This window comes from Erwinia artemisiae (assembly GCF_051400835.1).
In the GTDB taxonomy this organism is placed as follows: domain Bacteria; phylum Pseudomonadota; class Gammaproteobacteria; order Enterobacterales; family Enterobacteriaceae; genus Erwinia; species Erwinia aeris.
Genome location: NZ_JBLFFM010000006.1, coordinates 249,490 through 267,308, shown reverse-complemented (window position 1 = coordinate 267,308; position 17,819 = coordinate 249,490). Strand labels below are relative to the sequence as shown.

Sequence of the window (17,819 nt, the reverse complement as noted above, 5' to 3'; positions counted from 1 at the left end):
CGGTTAAGGGCTTGCGGTTAGGGTTTGCGGTTAGGGTTTGCAGTTAAGGGTCTGAAAGTTGTATTCGTTCTGATGGGGCGCTTTAAACACTTCATTTCTCAATTTTTCATGTAGTGGCTTGAAATTACCATGTTTAAGCCTCTTTTGATTGGTTATTTTCTTATTGTTAATGAATCTTGCCTGTTTTTTATTTTTTTACTGCAGGGTACATATTTATTTTGACGGGAATGTTTTATCAGACGTAGTATGATTTTGCTCTGTCAGAAGGGGATATACTATTTTCAGGTGATAAGTCGTGCCTCACGCTGCTATTTCTGTGTGGCACCGCTCAATTTTAAAAGGAAATTAAAATGAGAGAAATAACCCGAACAGAAGCCACCCGCGTCAGCGGCGGAAGCTTTTTATGCGATCTCAGTCAGGCCAACCTTGCGTTAACCGCCAACCTATTCAAAGTAGGTTTCTTTTTGCTGGGCGGGCTGGTATTGATGAACTGTCTGTGTTCAGGGGCACAAACACCACCAACACCAGCACCAACAACACCAGCACCAACAACAACACCAGAACCCCCCCTGTAGTCACGATCTTTCATGGCCCATAAAATGATGCCGTTATTTTAACCTGCGGGCGCTGCTATAACGCGGCGTCCGGGCCAGTTTGCCTTCCGTCAGTTTGTTACACGGCACTTCCGGTTCTCCGTCCGCCTGAAAGCTTTGCCAGGCGCGCGCTGTCCTGTGTTTTTTAGTGGCGCGGCGCTTAAGGTGTCGTTAACCTGTCTTCGTTTTGTATGCACAGAATTAAGGGAAACATTATGAATGAGGCACAGATCCGTCTGGCTATTGTTGGCGCAGCGGGACGCATGGGGCGTCAGTTAATTCAGGCCGCTCACGAAGCGGAAGGCGTTTGCGTGGGAGCCGCGCTGGTGCGTAACGGCTCTTCTTTGGTCGGGGTTGATGCGGGCGAGCTGGCCGGAACCGGCACGCTGGGCGTGAAGGTCAGCGATCGGCTGGTTGCCGATGAGTTTGATGTCCTGATCGACTTTACCCGTCCCGAAGGCACGCTGGAATATCTGGCGTTTTGTCGTCAGCACAAAAAAGCGATGGTCATCGGCACCACCGGCTTTGACGAGGCCGGTAAGGCGGCGATCGGCGCGGCTGCGCAAGAGATAGCCATCGTTTTTGCCGCCAACTTCAGCGTGGGCGTCAATCTGGTGCTGAAGCTGCTGGAGCAGGCCGCGCAGGTGATGGGCGATTATGCGGACATCGAAATTATCGAAGCGCACCATCGCCATAAGGTTGATGCGCCTTCCGGCACCGCGCTGGCGATGGGCGAAGCGATAGCGGACGCCATGGACTGGGATCTTAAAGAGCATGCGGTCTACAGTCGGGAAGGGCACACCGGCGAACGTAAGCCACAAACCATTGGTTTTGCTACCGTACGGGCAGGCGATATCGTCGGCGAGCATACCGCGATGTTTGCGGATATTGGCGAGCGTATAGAGATAACGCACAAGGCTTCAAGTCGTATGACCTTTGCAAAAGGCGCTGTTCGTGCTGCATCCTGGGTTTTTGCGAGTAAAGAAGGTCTTTTTGATATGAGGAATGTGCTTAATATTGATAATAATTGATAAGTAAGAGTCTGGATATTTTTTTAAGTTGCTGTTTTAATTGGGTAGTTTTGCTGCCCTTTTTTATTTGTGCATATAAATAATATTTAGATGGTATTTTTAACAAAAAGTTGTTTTTAGGTGTTTTTCTGCATTTTTACAGGGTTGATTTGTTAATTTTGACCATTTGGTCCACTATTTTTCGGGCTATCTGGATTTTTCCCATTCATTTCGTCAGGCAACCGTTTTTATCACCACGATAGTTGCTGTTTTTGGTGGCTATCATCATCTTTTTACGCCAGTGGCACAAAAAACAATGAAAAACTCCGCTTCAGGGTAGACATCAGCCGGGGCGATCATTAGAATGCGCGCAATTTGCCAAAAATCGAGCAGGCAGGCAGGTTTTGCATTGATTTAAAGGTGTATCCTGAATTAATATGCAAATAATGTGACTGTTTATTCTCTGGAGGATGTTTTGATTAAGTCAGCGCTATTGGTTCTGGAAGACGGAACCCAATTCCACGGTCGGGCCATCGGGGCAACAGGAACGGCAGTGGGTGAAGTTGTTTTCAACACTTCAATGACCGGTTATCAAGAAATCCTCACTGATCCTTCCTATTCCCGCCAGATTGTTACTCTCACTTATCCTCATATCGGCAATGTCGGCACCAATATCGCCGATGAAGAATCCGCCCAGGTTCATGCTGAAGGCCTGGTTATCCGCGACCTGCCGTTGATCGCCAGCAACTTCCGTAATGAAGAGGGGCTTTCCGCTTACCTGAAGCGTCTGAATATTGTCGCCATTGCCGATATCGACACGCGTAAGCTGACCCGTCTGCTGCGTGAAAAAGGCGCGCAGAACGGCTGCATCATCGCAGGCGACGCGCCGGATGCCGAGCTGGCGCTGCAAAAAGCAAAAGCTTTTCCAGGCCTGAAGGGCATGGATCTGGCGAAGGAAGTCACTACGCAAGAAACCTACAAGTGGCTACAGGGCAGCTGGACGCTGGATGGCCTGCCTGCACCGAAGAAAGAAGAGGAGCTGCCTTTCCACGTGGTGGCCTACGATTACGGCGTGAAGCGAAATATCCTGCGGATGCTGGTGGATCGCGGCTGTCGCCTGACGGTTGTCCCGGCGCAAACGCCTGCGGAAGAGGTAATGAAGATGAACCCGGACGGGATCTTCCTCTCTAACGGCCCTGGCGATCCGGAACCCTGCGACTACGCTATCGCCGCGATTAAGACTTTCCTGGAAACGGAGATCCCGGTATTCGGCATCTGCCTGGGCCATCAGCTGCTGGCGCTGGCCAGCGATGTGAAAACGGTGAAGATGAAGCTGGGCCACCACGGCGGCAACCATCCGGTGAAAGATCACGACAACAATACCGTGATGATCACCGCGCAAAACCACGGTTTTGCCGTAGACAACAACAACCTGCCAGCGAACCTGCGTATTACCCATACCTCGCTGTTTGACCACACGGTGCAGGGCATTCACCGCACGGATAAGCCGGCGTTCAGTTTCCAGGGCCATCCCGAAGCCAGCCCTGGCCCACACGACGCCGCACCGCTGTTCGATCACTTTATCGAACTGATCGAAGCCTACCGTTCAAATAAATAATCAGGAGCGAAAGAATGCCAAAACGTACCGACATAAAAAGTATCCTGATCCTGGGCGCGGGTCCGATCGTTATCGGCCAGGCCTGTGAATTTGACTACTCTGGCGCGCAGGCCTGTAAAGCGCTGCGCGAAGAGGGCTATCGCGTTATCCTGGTGAACTCCAACCCGGCGACCATCATGACCGACCCGGAAATGGCCGATGCCACCTACATCGAACCGATTCACTGGGAAGTGGTGCGCAAAATTATTGAGAAAGAGCGTCCGGATGCCGTGCTGCCGACCATGGGCGGCCAGACCGCGCTGAACTGCGCGCTGGAGCTGGAGCGTCAGGGCGTGCTGGAAGAGTTCAACGTCACCATGATTGGCGCCACGGCGGATGCAATTGATAAAGCGGAAGACCGCCAGCGTTTCGATAAGGCGATGAAGAAAATCGGCCTTGAAACCGCACGTTCCGGTATCGCCCATAATATGGAAGAAGCGCTGAAAGTTGCTGAAGACGTCGGCTTCCCATGCATTATCCGTCCCTCCTTTACTATGGGCGGCAGCGGCGGCGGTATCGCTTACAACCGCGAAGAATTTGAAGAGATTTGCGAGCGCGGGCTGGATCTGTCGCCAACCAACGAGCTGCTGATTGATGAATCGCTGATCGGCTGGAAAGAGTATGAAATGGAAGTGGTACGTGACAAAAACGACAACTGCATCATTGTCTGCTCCATTGAAAACTTTGACGCGATGGGCATCCATACCGGCGACTCCATCACCGTAGCGCCTGCGCAGACGCTGACCGACAAAGAGTACCAGATCATGCGTAACGCCTCGATGGCGGTACTGCGTGAAATCGGCGTGGAAACCGGCGGCTCCAACGTGCAGTTCTCGGTGAACCCGGAAAACGGTCGTCTGATCATTATCGAAATGAACCCGCGCGTTTCCCGCTCTTCGGCGCTGGCTTCCAAAGCGACCGGCTTCCCGATTGCGAAAATCGCCGCCAAGCTGGCCGTCGGCTATACGCTGGACGAGCTGATGAACGATATCACCGGCGGCCGCACGCCGGCCTCGTTTGAGCCTTCCATCGACTATGTCGTCACCAAAATCCCTCGCTTCAACTTTGAAAAGTTTGCGGGCACCAACGATCGTCTGACCACGCAGATGAAGTCCGTGGGCGAAGTGATGGCGATTGGCCGCACCTTGCAGGAATCAATGCAGAAAGCACTGCGCGGCCTGGAAGTAGGCGCGCACGGTTTCGACCCGAAAGTTGACCTGAACGATGCGGAAGCGCTGACCACCATTCGCCGCGAGCTGAAAGATGCCGGCTGTGACCGTATCTGGTATGTGGCCGATGCGTTCCGCGCGGGCATGTCCGTGGACGGCGTCTTCAATCTGACCAATATTGACCGCTGGTTCCTGGTGCAGATCGAAGAGCTGGTGCGGCTGGAAGAGCAGGTTGCCCGCGAAGGCATCAACGGCCTGACCGCCGATTTCCTGCGTACCCTGAAGCGTAAAGGCTTTGCCGACGCGCGCCTGGCCGTGCTGGCTGGTGTGGCGGAATCAGAAGTGCGCAAGCTGCGTCAGCAGTATAATCTGCACCCGGTTTACAAGCGCGTGGATACCTGTGCGGCGGAGTTCTCTACCGATACCGCCTATATGTACTCCACCTATGAAGAAGAGTGCGAAGCCAATCCCAACCAGGATCGCGACAAGATCATGGTGCTGGGCGGCGGGCCAAACCGTATCGGTCAGGGCATTGAGTTTGACTACTGCTGCGTGCACGCCGCGCTGGCGCTGCGCGAAGACGGCTATGAAACCATTATGGTTAACTGCAACCCGGAAACCGTCTCTACCGATTACGATACCTCTGACCGCCTCTACTTTGAGCCGGTCACGCTGGAAGACGTGCTGGAAATCGTGCGCATCGAGAAGCCAAAAGGCGTGATCGTGCAGTACGGCGGCCAGACGCCGCTGAAGCTGGCGCGCGCGCTGGAAGCCGCAGGCGTGCCGGTTATCGGCACCAGCCCGGATGCGATTGACCGCGCCGAAGACCGCGAGCGTTTTCAGCAGGCGGTGGATCGCCTGGGCCTGAAGCAGCCAGCCAACGCAACGGTCACGGCGCTGGAACAGGCGGTGGAAAAAGCGGTGGCTATCGGCTATCCGCTGGTGGTGCGTCCTTCCTACGTGCTGGGCGGCCGGGCAATGGAAATCGTCTATGACGAAATTGACCTGAAGCGCTATTTCCAGACGGCGGTTTCTGTTTCCAACGATGCGCCGGTGCTGCTGGATCGCTTCCTGGACGACGCGGTGGAAGTGGACGTTGACGCCATCTGCGACGGCGAGCGCGTGCTGATTGGCGGCATCATGGAACACATCGAGCAGGCTGGCGTGCACTCCGGCGATTCGGCCTGTTCACTGCCAGCCTACACGCTGAGCAAAGAGATCCAGAACGTGATGCGTCAGCAGGTCGAGAAACTGGCCTTTGAGCTTTGCGTGCGCGGGCTGATGAACGTGCAGTTCGCGGTAAAAGATAACGAAGTCTATCTGATTGAGGTTAACCCTCGCGCCGCGCGTACCGTGCCGTTTGTCTCTAAAGCGACCGGCGTGCCGCTGGCGAAAGTCGCCGCGCGCGTGATGGCGGGCAAAACGCTGGCAGAGCAGGGCGTAACGGAAGAGGTGATCCCGCCTTATTATTCGGTGAAGGAAGTGGTACTGCCGTTTAATAAATTCCAGGGTGTCGATCCTATCCTTGGCCCGGAAATGCGCTCCACCGGCGAAGTCATGGGCGTTGGCCGCACCTTTGCCGAAGCTTTCTCTAAAGCGATGCTGGGCGCGCAAAGCAATATGAAGAAAAGCGGCCGCGCGCTGCTCTCCGTTCGCGAAGGCGACAAAAAGCGTATTGTGGATCTGGCCGCTAAGCTGCAAAAGCTGGGCTTTGAGCTGGACGCCACCCACGGCACGGCGGTAGTGCTGGGCGAAGCGGGCATCAATCCGCGTCTGGTTAACAAGGTGCACGAAGGCCGCCCGCATATTCAGGATCGCCTGAAGAACGGGGAATATGCCTACATTGTTAACACCACGGCCGGACGCCAGGCGATTGAGGATTCCAAACTGATCCGCCGCAGCGCGTTGCAGTATAAGGTGCACTATGACACCACGCTGAACGGCGGTTTCGCGACGGCTATGTCGCTGAATGCCGATCCGACTGAGCAGGTGATCTCCGTGCAGGAAATGCACGCGCAGATCAAACAGGCTTAAAGCGTTTTCTCTGCCCATCCCCGCTACGGCGGGGATTTTTTTATCTCCGCCGCGTTCCCGCCCCAATAACCCGTTTTGTGACGCCTTTAAAATTGATGCGCCAAAAAATGCTATAGGCTTGTCCCGTTGCCGAACCGTCGGCGCTTTTACTCAACATCAGGGATGAAACAATGAAAAAACGCTTAATAGCTCTGGCCTGCATGGCCTTTTTTTCGCAGGCCTTTGCGGCGAAAGACGTTACCACGCAACCTGACTTTTATTTCCTGCAGGAGGCGCAATCCCCCGACAGCCTGACGCTGTTGCCGCCGCCGCCCGCGACGGACAGCATCGAATTTCTTAACGACAAAGCGCAGTACGAGCTGGGCAAAAGCCTGCGCGATACGCCCCGGGGCAAGCAGGCGTGGCAAGATGCGCATGTCGCAGGCGATGGCGTGGCCGCGGCTTTTTCCGGCGCGTTTGGACGAGAAATCAGCAAGAGTAAAACGCCGGAGCTTTATCGGCTGGTGATGAAAATGCGTGAGGATGCCGGCGATTTGGCCACCCGCAGCGCCAAAATTCGCTATATGCGCATTCGTCCTTTTGCTTTTTATCAGGAACCGACCTGCCGCACCGATCAGCAGCAGGAGCTGTCTACCAACGGCGCTTATCCTTCCGGGCATACAACAATTGGCTGGGCTACGGCGCTGGTGCTGACCGAAATAAACCCCGCCAGACAGAATGAAATCCTCAAGCGCGGCTATGAAATGGGCCAGAGCCGGGTAATTTGCGGCTATCACTGGCAGAGCGATGTTAACGCCGCCCGCATCGTCGGCGGGGCTGTCGTGGCTCGTCTGCATGCCGATGAAAGCTTTATGCGACAGTTACAAAAAGCGAAGGACGAGTTTAAACGTCAGACGACGCTGGCCGGAAACCTCGACAGATAACCCACCGCAGAATAACCCTGTGGTTTTACCCCGTCCGCGCGTGGGAAGTAGGTATTGCTGCTGCCGTATAGTCGCTAAAGCCGCAAAGTAAAAAGGCCCGGTTGCCAACAATGCCAACCGGGCCTTCGCTTATCCCCCGCTAATCAGGAGAGCGCGACTTTGATACCGAAAGCGATCAGCACGGTGCCCAGCAGCCTGTCGATCAGCTTCTGCGCGCGGGCCAGGCCACGGCGTACGGGCGGGCTTTGGATCAGCACCACCAGCGTCGGCCACCAGATGGAAGAGAGCGTGATAATAATGCCTGCATACCAAATCTTCTCGCCCAGGCTGGAATGCACGTTCAGCACCTGCGTAAACATCGACAGGAAAAACAGCGTGGCCTTAGGATTCAGCAGATTGCAAAGGTAGCCCTGCATAAAGGCTTTCTTTAACGAGGTGCTTTCCGCCGCGACGTTGCTGAGGTCCATCTTGCTGCCGCCGCGTGAAAGCAGCGCTTGGATGCCGACGTAGATCAGATAAGCCGCCCCGGCATACTTCAGCAGCATAAACAGCCACGGCGTGGTGGTGATCACCACCGCCAGCCCGGCGACGCAATAGGTCATATGCGTTGCCACGGCGCAGTTAACGCCAAGCGCCGTCATCAGCGCGGCGCGGCGTGGATAGCGCGCGGCATTTTTGATAATCAGAAAAAAATCGGGGCCGGGCGAAAGCATGCCCAGCGTCGCAATAGTGACGATAAGTAAACTGGTTTCTAACATGGTGTTCTCAGAATTCAGCAGAAGAGAGAAACCCCAAAGGGTTTGCCGTGGCTATTTTAGCCTGAAGCGCTAATAAATAACACGGCGCCGCTAAACCTTTACTTAATTCGCCAGGTTTTGCTATCGACGAAACTTTCGCCTTTCCGTATGATGGCGCCAATTTTACACCTTGTGAGTATTCTCAGATGATAAGCCTGATTGCAGCCATGGCGACCGACCGCGTTATCGGGATGGAAAATGCCATGCCGTGGCATCTGCCAGCCGATTTGGCCTGGTTTAAAAAGCACACCCTGAACAAACCGGTCATTATGGGACGCCGCACCTTTGAGTCGATCGGCCGTCCGCTGCCGGACAGGCTGAATATTGTGATCAGCAGCCAGCAGGGCGATGCGGAAGGCGTGCGCTGGGTCACTTCCATTGAGGAAGCGCTGAAAGCGGCGGGCGACGTGGCAGAGATCATGGTGATTGGCGGCGGGCGCGTCTATGAACAGCTGCTGCCGCGCGCGGATCGCCTGTATCTGACGCATATTGATGCGGAAGTCGAAGGCGACACGATTTTCCCGGACTATGAGCCGGATGAGTGGCAGTCGACCTTTAGCGAATTTCACGACGCTGACGAGAAAAACACGCACAGCTACTGCTTTGAAATTCTGGACCGTCGACAGTAAGTAACTTTACACTCCTTTCGAACATTTTGTAACCTAAGTGTAACAAAATATCTCTAGCATTGCTTCATTTTACAAACCGTAAAGGAAGCAATGCGCTATGAATAATCAATCGCCGTTACCGAACGAAGCCGTCACGCCCAATCCTGGCCGTCGTAAATTCCTTGCAGGAACCGGGGCATTGAGTCTGGCAGGCTTTATTGGCGGCGGTCTCTCTGTTCCCTCTCTGGCGCTGGCGAAGCCCGTGTCGGGCGGCAGTCAATTGCTGGGTTTTGACGGTATTTCGGCTTCCACAGCGGATGAAATTGCCATTGCCGACGGTTATCAGGCTGATGTGCTGATTTCATGGGGCGATCCGCTGGTCGATGGCGCCCCGGCGTTTGACGCGGAAGGAAAAAACAGCGCAGCCGATCAGGAAAAACAGTTTGGCGATAACAATGATGGCATGAGCTTTTTTGCCATGGAGGGAAGCCGGGATCGCGGCTTAATTGCGGTTAACAATGAATATGTTAATGAGCAATATCTCTATGCTCACGGCGACAGCAAGGCGCACGATGCTGAAGATGTAAAAAAATCGCAGGCGGGGCACGGCGTATCGGTGATGGAAGTCCGTCGTGGCCAGGGAAACCGCTGGGAAGTTGTCCGTCCTTCACGCTATAACCGCCGCATCACTGCCAATTCGCCAATGCGTTTTTCCGGCCCTGCCGCTGGCGATGCGGCGCTGCGTACCGCAGCCGATCCGCAAGGAATGAACGTGCTCGGCACCTTTGGCAACTGCGCTAACGGCAAAACGCCCTGGGGTACTTATCTCACCTGTGAAGAAAATTTCGATACCTATTTCGGCACTAAAAAGGCGGATTTCAGCCTGACGGCGGCGCAAAAGCGCTACACGCTGAGCCCCGCCGATCCCGAGCGCAACTGGTCCGATTTCGATCCGCGTTTTGATGTGGCGAAAAACCCTAACGAATTTAATCGTCACGGCTGGATTGTCGAGATCGATCCTTTCGCCCCCGATTCCGTGCCGGTCAAGCGCACCGCGCTGGGCCGCTTTAAGCATGAAAACGCGGCCGTTACGGTAGCGAAAAGCGGCGAGCTGGTGGTGTATATGGGGGACGATGAGCGCGGCGAGTATATCTACAAATATGTTTCCAAAGGCAAGGTCGATCGCGCTAATCCGGCGGCAAATGCCAGACTGTTGGATGAGGGAACGCTCTATGTTGCCATCTTTGACGGCGACAGAAACGGTACGCCGCTGAAGGGAACCGGACACTGGGTAGCGCTGGTTCAGGGGCAGCACGGCCTGACCGCCGACAACGGTTTCCGCACCCAGGCAGATATTTTGATTAACACGCGCGGCGCGGCGGATGTGGTGAAAGCCACACGTATGGATCGCCCTGAGTGGATTGCCGTTAATCCTCATGATGGCCGCGCCTACTGCACCCTGACCAATAACAGCAAGCGAGGCGATGAGGGAATGCCGATCAACGCGGCTAATCCTCGGCCGGATAACATTTATGGGCAGATTATTCGCTGGGATGAGAAAGGGGACGCTACGGCCCAGGCGTTTGACTGGGATATTTTTGTGCTGTGCGGTAATCCAATTGCGCATCCGCAGGGCATATATCGTGGTACGCCGAACATCACCGAGCAGAACACCTTTAACAGCCCTGATGGTCTGGGCTTTGATGAAGCCGGACGCCTGTGGATCCTGACGGATGGTAAATACAGTAATAAAGGCGACTATGAAGGGCAGGGGAACAATCAGATGCTGGTGGGCGATCCGCAGAGCGGAGAAATTCGTCGCTTTATGGTGGGGCCCAAATCCTGTGAGCTGACCGGGATCACTTTTACACCGGACTACAAAACGATGTTTGTGAATGTGCAACATCCGGGAGAAGAGAAAGACTCGCACTTTCCTGACAATAGCCCGCGTCCCCGCTCTTCCGTGATAATGATTACGCGCAAGGATGGCGGCGTATTGGGTGCCTGAAAGCGGACGGATACGTTTATCGGCTGAGTAAAGCCACGCCTTTAAGGGCGTGGCGCTCACTCTTTATCGGATAGCAAAAAGCCTGTCGCGAAAGCAATTGACGCTTATGAGTCAGCAGACGGCGCCGTTATAGCGGTCTCATGTTCGTTTGACAACCGTTTTGACGGCTGAGTAAACCAGGTTTTATCTTCCCAGCGCAGCATCGTCAGCGTGCCGCCCCAGCAGCAGCCGGTATCCAGCGCCAGGATATTTTCCGGCGTGCCTTTTCCTTCCAGCGAAGCCCAGTGACCAAACGCAATAGTGTAGTCGCGCGACACCGGCCCCGGAATAGCAAACCAAGGCTTTAGCGGCGCGGGCGCCGAATCGGGCGTATCTTTGCAGATCATATCCAGCTGGCCGTTAGGAAAGCAGAAGCGCATCCGGGTTAGCGCATTGGTGCTGAAGCGCAGACGAGCCAGCCCGGTCAGCTCCGGCGTCCAGTTGTTGGGCATATCGCCATACATCGCATCCAGAAACAGCGGATAGGTATCGCTTGAGAGCACCGCCTCGACCTCGCGGGCGCAGCTTTGCGCCGTAGCCAAATCCCACTGTGGCGTGATGCCCGCGTGCGCCATCACCAGCTTCTTCTCTTCATCGACCTGGATCAGCGGCTGGCGGCGCAGCCAGTTAATCAGATCGTCGGCGTCTTCCGCTTCCAGCAGCGGCGTCAGCCTGTCCTTTGGCTTGTTGCGGCTGATACCTGCAAACACGGCCAGTAAATGCAGATCGTGATTGCCCAGCACCACTTTCACCGCATCGCCCAATGAACGAACGTAGCGCAGGACTTCCAGCGAAGCGGGGCCGCGCGCAACCAGATCGCCCGTCAGCCACAGGCTGTCCCGGGCAGGATCGAAAGCCACCTGGTCCAGCAGTGACCGAAGCTCATCGTAGCAGCCGTGAATATCGCCAATCAGGTAAGTGCTCATCAACAATCCGAACCTCAGCGCCGGACCAGCGCCCGGATCGCAATCAGAATTAGTGTATGTGGCTGGGGATGGCCAGCCGGAACACCGGGATCGCCACGCGGAAAGCTTCGCCTTCGCTGTCGATCATTTCATAGTGTCCCTGCATGGTGCCCATAGGGGTTTCCAGTACCGCGCCGCTGGTGTACTGGAATTCGCCAGCGGGTGCGATGTGCGGCTGTTCGCCGATAACGCCTTCGCCCTGAACTTCCGTTTCGCGGCCGTTGCCATTGGTAATCAGCCAGTAGCGGCCCAGCAGTTGAACGGCGTGACGCCCCAAATTACGAATGGTAATGGTGTAGGCAAAAACGTAGCGGTTCTCTTCCGGCGCGGACTGCGACGCAATATAAGCGCTTTGTACATGCACACAAACTCGGGGCGTATCCATGTTTAACTCTCCTGCGGCGTCTGTTGAGGATGCGCAGACAGCCAGTTCGCCAGCTGGCAGTACTGGGCTACGGAGATGTTTTCCGCGCGCAGCGTCGGATCGATATTCATCTCCTGCAGCGCTTCCAGCGTAAACAGATGGCCAAGGCTGTTGCGCAACGTTTTACGGCGTTTGCCGAACGCTTCGGTGGTGATCCTGCTGAGGACTTTAAGATCCTGCACCGGATTCATAATCGTGGCGTGTGGGACCAGACGAACCACGGCGGAATCCACTTTCGGCGCAGGCGTAAAGGATTCCGGCGGCACTTCCAGCACCGGGATCACCTGGCAGTAATATTGCGCCATTACCGTCAGACGACCATAGGCTTTGCTGCCCGGCCCGGCAACCAGTCGGTTGACCACCTCTTTCTGCAACATAAAGTGCATGTCGCGGATCGCATCAGTATAGCTGAAAAGGTGGAACATCAACGGGGTAGAGATGTTATAGGGCAGGTTGCCGAAGACGCGCAGAGACTGGCCTTTTTCACGGGCGTAGGCCGCGAAATCAAAGGTCATGGCATCCTGCTGGAAAATCGTCAGCTTTGGCCCTAAAAACGGATGGGTCTGCAAACGAGCCGCCAGATCGCGGTCGAGTTCGATCACCGTCATCGCTTCCAGCCTGTCGCCAACCGGTTCGGTTAACGCGCCCAGACCGGGGCCGATTTCGACTACCGCCTCGCCGGGCTGAGGGTGGATGGCGGAAACGATGCTGTCAATAATATACTGATCGTTAAGGAAGTTCTGGCCAAAACGTTTGCGGGCGAAGTGGCCCTGATGGACGCGATTATTCATTACTGCTCTTAATCATGGTAATGGCGAGGTTAAGCGCCGTAATAAAGCTGCCCGCATCCGCGTTGCCCTGGCCGGCCAGCTCTAAAGCGGTGCCGTGGTCAACGGAGGTGCGGATAAAGGGCAGGCCGAGCGTGATATTCACCGCTCGCCCGAAGCCCTGGTATTTCAGTACCGGCAGGCCCTGGTCATGATACATCGCCAGAACCGCGTCGGCATGTTGAAGATATTTAGGCTGAAACAGCGTGTCCGCCGGCAGCGGGCCGGTCAGCTGGATGCCGCTGCGCCGCAGCTCGTCAAGCGCCGGAATGATAACGTCAATTTCTTCACGTCCCATATGGCCGCCTTCGCCCGCGTGCGGATTCAGGCCGCAGACAAAAATATGCGGCTGCGCCAGACCGAACTTGCTTTGCAGATCGGCATGCAGGATGTTGATCACTTCATGCAGGCTGTCGCGGGTAATGGCGGCGGAGACGTCTTTTAACGGCAGATGCGTGGTCGCCAGCGCGACCCGCAGCGCTTCCGTCGCCAGCATCATCACCACGCGGGCACAGCCTGCGCGCTCGGCGAAAAACTCGGTATGGCCGCTGAACGGGATACCGGCGTCGTTGATCACGCCCTTGTGTACCGGCCCGGTAACCAGCGCCGCAAATTCGCCGTTAAGGCAGCCGTCGCAGGCGTGAGCCAGCGTATCCAGCACGTAGTGGCCGTTGGCGACGCAAAGCTCGCCAGCTTTTACCGGCTGCGGCGCGCTAACGGGCAGCACGGTCAGGGTGCCGGCAGCCTGCGGCCGGGCAGCAACGCCCGGCTGATAGTCACGCAGCGTCAGAGGGAGGCCCAGCTTTGCCGCGCGCTCGCGCAGCAAAGCTGGATCGGCGACGACGACCAGTTCAACTGGCCAGTCGCGCTGGGCCAGTTGTAGTGTGACATCGGGACCAATCCCGGCGGGTTCGCCGGGAGTGATCGCCACGCGCATATTACTGAGCATTGGCATCCAGAATTTTCACATAGGCAGAGGCGCGCTGCTCCTGCATCCAGGTTTGCGCTTCTTCCGCAAATTTACGGTTAAACAGCAGGCGGTAAGCACGCTCTTTCTGCGCCGCGTCGGTTTTATCAACCTGGCGCGTATCCATCAGCTGGATCAGGTGCCAGCCGAAAGAGGAGTGCACCGGCGCGCTCATCTGGCCTTTTTTCAGTTTCAGCAGCGCGTCGCGGAAGGCGGGATCGTACACCTCTGGCGAGCTCCAGCCAAGATCGCCGCCCTGGTTGGCGGAGCCGGGATCCTGAGAAAGCTGTTTAGCGGCCTGCGCGAAGGTGGTTTTGCCGCTGTTGATTTCAGCCGCAACCTGCGTCAGATTCTGGCGCGCCTGATCGTCCGTCATCACCGGCGACGGCTTGAGCAGAATATGACGAGCGTGCACTTCCGTCACGGAGATGCTCTGTTTGTCGCCGCGAACGTCGTTCACTTTCAGGATATGGAAGCCTACGCCGGAACGGATTGGGCCGATGATATCGCCTTTCTTCGCCGTAACCAGCGACTGCGCGAACAGCGAAGGCAGTTCCTGGATGCGGCCCCAGCCCATATTGCCGCCTTTCAGCGCCTGCGGATCGGCGGAGTAGGTGATCGCCAGCTTGCCGAAGTCCGCGCCGCCTTTAGCCTGGCTGACCAGCTGTTTCGCCAGATCTTCCTGCTCGTCCACCTGCTGCTGCGTCGGGTTTTCCGGCAGCGGCAGCAGAATGTGGCTGAGGTTCAGCTCGGTAGACGCGTTGTTCTGCGAGGAAACCTGCGTCGCCAGCGAATCCACTTCCTGCGGCAGAATAGTCACGCGACGACGTACTTCGTTGTTGCGGACTTCGGCAATGGTCATCTCTTTACGGATCTGCTCGCGATAGGTGGCGTAGTTCATACCGTCATAGGCCAGACGGCTACGCAGCTGATCCACGCTCATCTTGTTCTGAGCGGCGATATTGGCAATCGCCTGATCGAGCTGATCGTCCTGGATCTGGATCCCCGCCTGTTTCGCCATTTGCAGCAGAATATTGTCCATCACCAGGCGTTCGACAATCTGGTGACGCAGCGTTTTATCATCCGGCAGCTGCTGACCAGCCTGCTGTGCCTGACTTTTCACCGACCGCATCATGCCGTCGACATCGCTTTCTAACACAACGCCGTTATTGACCACGGCGGCTACTTTATCAACAACTTGCGGTGCTGCAAACGCGGTGCTGGCAGTGAGCGCAGCCCCCAGGATCAGCATTCTCCAGTTCTTCATACTTTTTCCATTTTTCTATCCGCACTGCGGGTTGGCATACTAATTATCACAACATCAGAAAGAGCGCTGATAAGGCAGGATGCCCTGTCGCAGCATTTGCCCGGTGCCCAGACCATAGGATGAGCTCAGGCCGCGCAGCTCAATGTTGAACGAGATTTTGTTGTCGTACGTGCTGCTGTCGTTTTCCCAATTGGTGATTTTACGTTCATAACCCAGACGAATAGCGTAGCAGCAAGAGCTGTACTGGACGCCCAGCAGCTGATCGGCAGGCTGTTTGGCCTTGGTATCGTAATACCAGGCACCGACCACCGACCAGGCATCGGCGATTGGCCAGCTGGCCGTGGCGCCTACCTGCGAAATCCCCTGCTGGTAGCCAGGGTTCTTAATCTGGCTCAGCGTCTGCTGAATATATTCGGGGCTGGTGTAGCGGTAGTTCAGCTGCACCAGACGATCGGCATCCCGACGATATTCCAGAACGGCGTTGCCCTGGGAAACGTTATCGATGCGGGTGTCGTACTGCACACCGCCGCGCGCGCCCCAGCGATCGCTAATCTTCCAGTAGGTGTCGCCAGCCCAGACCAGGCTGCCGCGATCGTCGCTGTCTGCGTTCTCCAGTCCGGTACGGGCCGGGGTAAACGAGTAGATTTGACCAATGGAAGCGTTAAAACGTTCAACCAAATCGTTATCAAATATTCGCGTAGTCACGCCGCTGGTCAGCTGATTAGCGGAAGCGATGCGATCCAGGCCGCTATAGGTGCGGTCGCGGAACAGGCCGGTATAGTCGCTTTGCAGCAGCGTTGAGTCGTAAGCGCGTACCGTGCTCTGATCGCGATAGGGAAGATAAAGGTACTGCATACGCGGTTCCAGCGTCTGCGTGTAGCCTTCCGACCAGTCCATATCGCGGTCAAATACCATCTTGCCGTCGACCTTAAACTGCGGCATAACGCGGTTTACGCTGCTTTTCAGCTGGTTGACTTTGCTGGTATCAACGTTGTTGTTGTAATACTCGACGTCATCCTGCTGATAGTGCGTCGCCAGCAGTTTCGCTTCGGTATTAAGGCTGCCCCAGCCGTTGGAAAGCGGCAGGTTGATAGTCGGTTCCAGGTGCAAACGCGTTGCATCCGGGTAATTATCGTTAACGTTGGTAAACTTCACCGCCTGCGCATAGAGATGCGTATCGAACGGGCCGACGTTGTTCTGATAGTAGTTATAATCGAACTGCGGCTCGGCGCGGTAAACGTCGTTATTGGTCTGGGTGGAGAAGATCTGGAACTGCTTGGTCGACAGCGTCGCATCCCAGTTTTTCTCTGCGTAGCCTACGCTGAATTTCTGCGTAACGTAGCCGTCGGTCGAGTCGCCGTAGGTGGAATCCAGATCGGTAAAGTAGTAAAGATCGCTGACCTTGGTGTAATCAACGTTAAAGCGCCAGTTCTGATCGTAGACGCCGGAGTGCCGCCAGAAGAAGAGCCAGCGGTTAGAATCTTTGTCGTCGGTCATCCCGCGCGTGGCGGCATCTTTATTGTACTGGTCGTCGCTCGGCAGATAATCAAACTCAACCAGGCCCGCGCCCGCCTTGGTCAGGTAGCGGAATTCGTTCTGCCACTGCAGGCCGCGCTTGCTCATATAGTGCGGCGTGATGGTGGCATCAGCCTGCGGCGCAATGTTCCAGTAGTAAGGCAGAATAAATTCAAAGCCGTTGGAGCTGCCGAATTTCGCGTTGGGGATCAAAAAGCCCGAACGGCGGCGGTCGCCAATCGGTAGCTGTAGATAAGGGCTGTACAGCACCGGCACCGCGCCGATCTTAAAGCGGGCGTTCCAGATTTCCGCGACCTGCTCTTCACGATCCTGGATCACCTGCGTACCTGCAACGCTCCAGCTGTTGTCGCCGGGCAGACAGGAGGTGAAGGTACCGTTTTCAAGGATGGTATAGCGGTTTTCACCGCGCTGCTTCATCTGATCGCCGGTACCCCGTCCCTGGCGGCCCACCATTTGATAGGTGCCGTTCCAGACGTTGGTGTCTTTGGTATTCAGATTCGACCAGGCTTTCGGCCCTTTCAGGATGACCTGATTGTCGTCATATTGCACATTACCCAGCGCGTCAACGGTGCGTACCGGCGTTGTCTGGCCCGGCTGCTGTCGCTGATGCAGCTGCACCTCGTCGGAAAGCAGACGGCTGTTGCCCTGGCGAATATCGACGTTGCCGTTGAACACCGCGTCGTCAGGGTAGTTGCCTTTCGCTTGATCCGCGTTGATAGTAACCGGCAGTTCATTGGTATTTTTACCCTGAATCAGAGGCCGGTTATAGCTCGGTACACCCAGCATACACTGCGAGGCGAGGTCATCTGCCAGACCCTGCTGGCTGTAGAGCGCTGAGCCGATAAGCGTGGCCAGCAAAGTAGGTAGTCGTTTTTTCATACGCGGTATCGAAAATTCCGTGATAGCTGGCATCATGCCGACAAACGGTCAGAGACTAACGCACTCAACTGCGTTGCGCTAGTGTTATCCAGGCTGTTTGACCGCGTTGCCGTTAG

General features: G+C 55.8%; 14 protein-coding genes. 7 read left to right on the top strand and 7 right to left on the bottom strand.

Features of this window, described 5'->3' with window-relative positions; translation table 11 throughout:
• Positions 1–350: 350 nt before the first annotated feature.
• From ACMGEE_RS15290 to ACMGEE_RS15270, 5 genes are all read left to right on the top strand, one after another.
• Positions 351–575 carry a hypothetical protein gene (locus ACMGEE_RS15290; RefSeq protein ID WP_253455326.1) on the top strand — a complete coding sequence of 75 codons (225 nt, stop codon included), beginning with the start codon at positions 351–353 and terminating at the stop codon, positions 573–575.
• Positions 576–808: 233 nt separating this feature from the next.
• Complete coding sequence (gene dapB, locus ACMGEE_RS15285) at positions 809–1,624, top strand: 4-hydroxy-tetrahydrodipicolinate reductase (RefSeq protein ID WP_436830298.1); 816 nt, start codon at positions 809–811, stop codon at positions 1,622–1,624.
• Positions 1,625–2,078: 454 nt separating this feature from the next.
• Positions 2,079–3,221: a glutamine-hydrolyzing carbamoyl-phosphate synthase small subunit gene (gene carA / locus ACMGEE_RS15280; protein ID WP_301251485.1), complete on the top strand. Its 1,143-nt coding sequence runs from the start codon at positions 2,079–2,081 to the stop codon at positions 3,219–3,221.
• A gap of 14 nt (positions 3,222–3,235) precedes the next feature.
• Positions 3,236–6,463 (top strand): carbamoyl-phosphate synthase large subunit, encoded by a 3,228-nt coding sequence (gene carB, locus ACMGEE_RS15275; protein ID WP_253455323.1) that lies wholly within the window; start codon positions 3,236–3,238, stop codon positions 6,461–6,463.
• A 170-nt stretch (positions 6,464–6,633) separates the two neighbouring features.
• Positions 6,634–7,386 (top strand): acid phosphatase, encoded by a 753-nt coding sequence (locus ACMGEE_RS15270; protein ID WP_369895561.1) that lies wholly within the window; start codon positions 6,634–6,636, stop codon positions 7,384–7,386.
• Between the two features lie 143 nt (positions 7,387–7,529).
• Here the strand turns inward: ACMGEE_RS15270 and ACMGEE_RS15265 are convergent, their stop codons facing one another.
• Complete coding sequence (locus tag ACMGEE_RS15265; RefSeq protein WP_253455321.1) at positions 7,530–8,144, bottom strand: LysE family transporter; 615 nt, start codon at positions 8,142–8,144, stop codon at positions 7,530–7,532.
• 185 nt (positions 8,145–8,329) lie between these two features.
• On the opposite strand from ACMGEE_RS15265, the gene folA reads away from it, so the two are divergent.
• Both folA and ACMGEE_RS15255 read left to right on the top strand, forming a co-directional pair.
• Positions 8,330–8,812 (top strand): type 3 dihydrofolate reductase, encoded by a 483-nt coding sequence (gene folA / locus ACMGEE_RS15260; protein WP_253455320.1) that lies wholly within the window; start codon positions 8,330–8,332, stop codon positions 8,810–8,812.
• 97 nt (positions 8,813–8,909) lie between these two features.
• The gene (locus ACMGEE_RS15255) at positions 8,910–10,799 is read left to right on the top strand and encodes a PhoX family protein (protein ID WP_436830297.1); all 1,890 of its coding nucleotides are present in this window, start codon (positions 8,910–8,912) and stop codon (positions 10,797–10,799) included.
• A 104-nt stretch (positions 10,800–10,903) separates the two neighbouring features.
• Here ACMGEE_RS15255 and apaH read toward each other — a convergent pair whose 3' ends face one another.
• Genes apaH through lptD form a run of 6 tightly spaced genes read right to left on the bottom strand, consistent with a single transcriptional unit; the run spans position 10,904 to position 17,739 of the window.
• Positions 10,904–11,764 (bottom strand): bis(5'-nucleosyl)-tetraphosphatase (symmetrical) ApaH, encoded by an 861-nt coding sequence (apaH, locus tag ACMGEE_RS15250; protein ID WP_301730727.1) that lies wholly within the window; start codon positions 11,762–11,764, stop codon positions 10,904–10,906.
• Between the two features lie 49 nt (positions 11,765–11,813).
• Positions 11,814–12,188, bottom strand: a complete 375-nt coding sequence (gene apaG / locus ACMGEE_RS15245) for a Co2+/Mg2+ efflux facilitator ApaG/CorD (protein ID WP_125288956.1) — start codon at positions 12,186–12,188, stop codon at positions 11,814–11,816.
• 2 nt (positions 12,189–12,190) lie between these two features.
• Entirely contained in the window at positions 12,191–13,018 is an 828-nt protein-coding gene (rsmA, locus tag ACMGEE_RS15240; RefSeq protein ID WP_253455317.1) for a 16S rRNA (adenine(1518)-N(6)/adenine(1519)-N(6))-dimethyltransferase RsmA, read from the bottom strand.
• On the bottom strand, positions 13,011–14,003 hold the full coding sequence (pdxA, locus tag ACMGEE_RS15235; RefSeq protein WP_436830296.1) for a 4-hydroxythreonine-4-phosphate dehydrogenase PdxA: 993 nt from the start codon (positions 14,001–14,003) through the stop codon (positions 13,011–13,013). Before pdxA ends, rsmA begins: the two co-directional genes overlap by 8 nt.
• On the bottom strand, positions 13,993–15,288 hold the full coding sequence (surA, locus tag ACMGEE_RS15230; protein WP_436830295.1) for a peptidylprolyl isomerase SurA: 1,296 nt from the start codon (positions 15,286–15,288) through the stop codon (positions 13,993–13,995). Before surA ends, pdxA begins: the two co-directional genes overlap by 11 nt.
• A gap of 54 nt (positions 15,289–15,342) precedes the next feature.
• On the bottom strand, positions 15,343–17,739 hold the full coding sequence (lptD, locus tag ACMGEE_RS15225) for an LPS assembly protein LptD (RefSeq protein WP_253455314.1): 2,397 nt from the start codon (positions 17,737–17,739) through the stop codon (positions 15,343–15,345).
• Between the last annotated feature and the right edge of the window lie 80 nt (positions 17,740–17,819).

Excerpts from the sequence above, each read along its gene's own strand:
- ACMGEE_RS15255 (WP_436830297.1), top strand. The coding sequence starts at position 8,910 with ATGAATAATCAATCGCCGTTACCGAACGAAGCCGTCACGCCCAATCCT.
- surA (WP_436830295.1), bottom strand. The coding sequence starts at position 15,288 with ATGAAGAACTGGAGAATGCTGATCCTGGGGGCTGCGCTCACTGCCAGC.
- dapB (WP_436830298.1), top strand. The coding sequence starts at position 809 with ATGAATGAGGCACAGATCCGTCTGGCTATTGTTGGCGCAGCGGGACGC.
- ACMGEE_RS15270 (WP_369895561.1), top strand. The coding sequence starts at position 6,634 with ATGAAAAAACGCTTAATAGCTCTGGCCTGCATGGCCTTTTTTTCGCAG.
- ACMGEE_RS15290 (WP_253455326.1), top strand. The coding sequence starts at position 351 with ATGAGAGAAATAACCCGAACAGAAGCCACCCGCGTCAGCGGCGGAAGC.
- ACMGEE_RS15265 (WP_253455321.1), bottom strand. The coding sequence starts at position 8,144 with ATGTTAGAAACCAGTTTACTTATCGTCACTATTGCGACGCTGGGCATG.
- rsmA (WP_253455317.1), bottom strand. The coding sequence starts at position 13,018 with ATGAATAATCGCGTCCATCAGGGCCACTTCGCCCGCAAACGTTTTGGC.
- carB (WP_253455323.1), top strand. The coding sequence starts at position 3,236 with ATGCCAAAACGTACCGACATAAAAAGTATCCTGATCCTGGGCGCGGGT.
- pdxA (WP_436830296.1), bottom strand. The coding sequence starts at position 14,003 with ATGCTCAGTAATATGCGCGTGGCGATCACTCCCGGCGAACCCGCCGGG.
- lptD (WP_253455314.1), bottom strand. The coding sequence starts at position 17,739 with ATGATGCCAGCTATCACGGAATTTTCGATACCGCGTATGAAAAAACGA.
- apaG (WP_125288956.1), bottom strand. The coding sequence starts at position 12,188 with ATGGATACGCCCCGAGTTTGTGTGCATGTACAAAGCGCTTATATTGCG.
- apaH (WP_301730727.1), bottom strand. The coding sequence starts at position 11,764 with ATGAGCACTTACCTGATTGGCGATATTCACGGCTGCTACGATGAGCTT.
- folA (WP_253455320.1), top strand. The coding sequence starts at position 8,330 with ATGATAAGCCTGATTGCAGCCATGGCGACCGACCGCGTTATCGGGATG.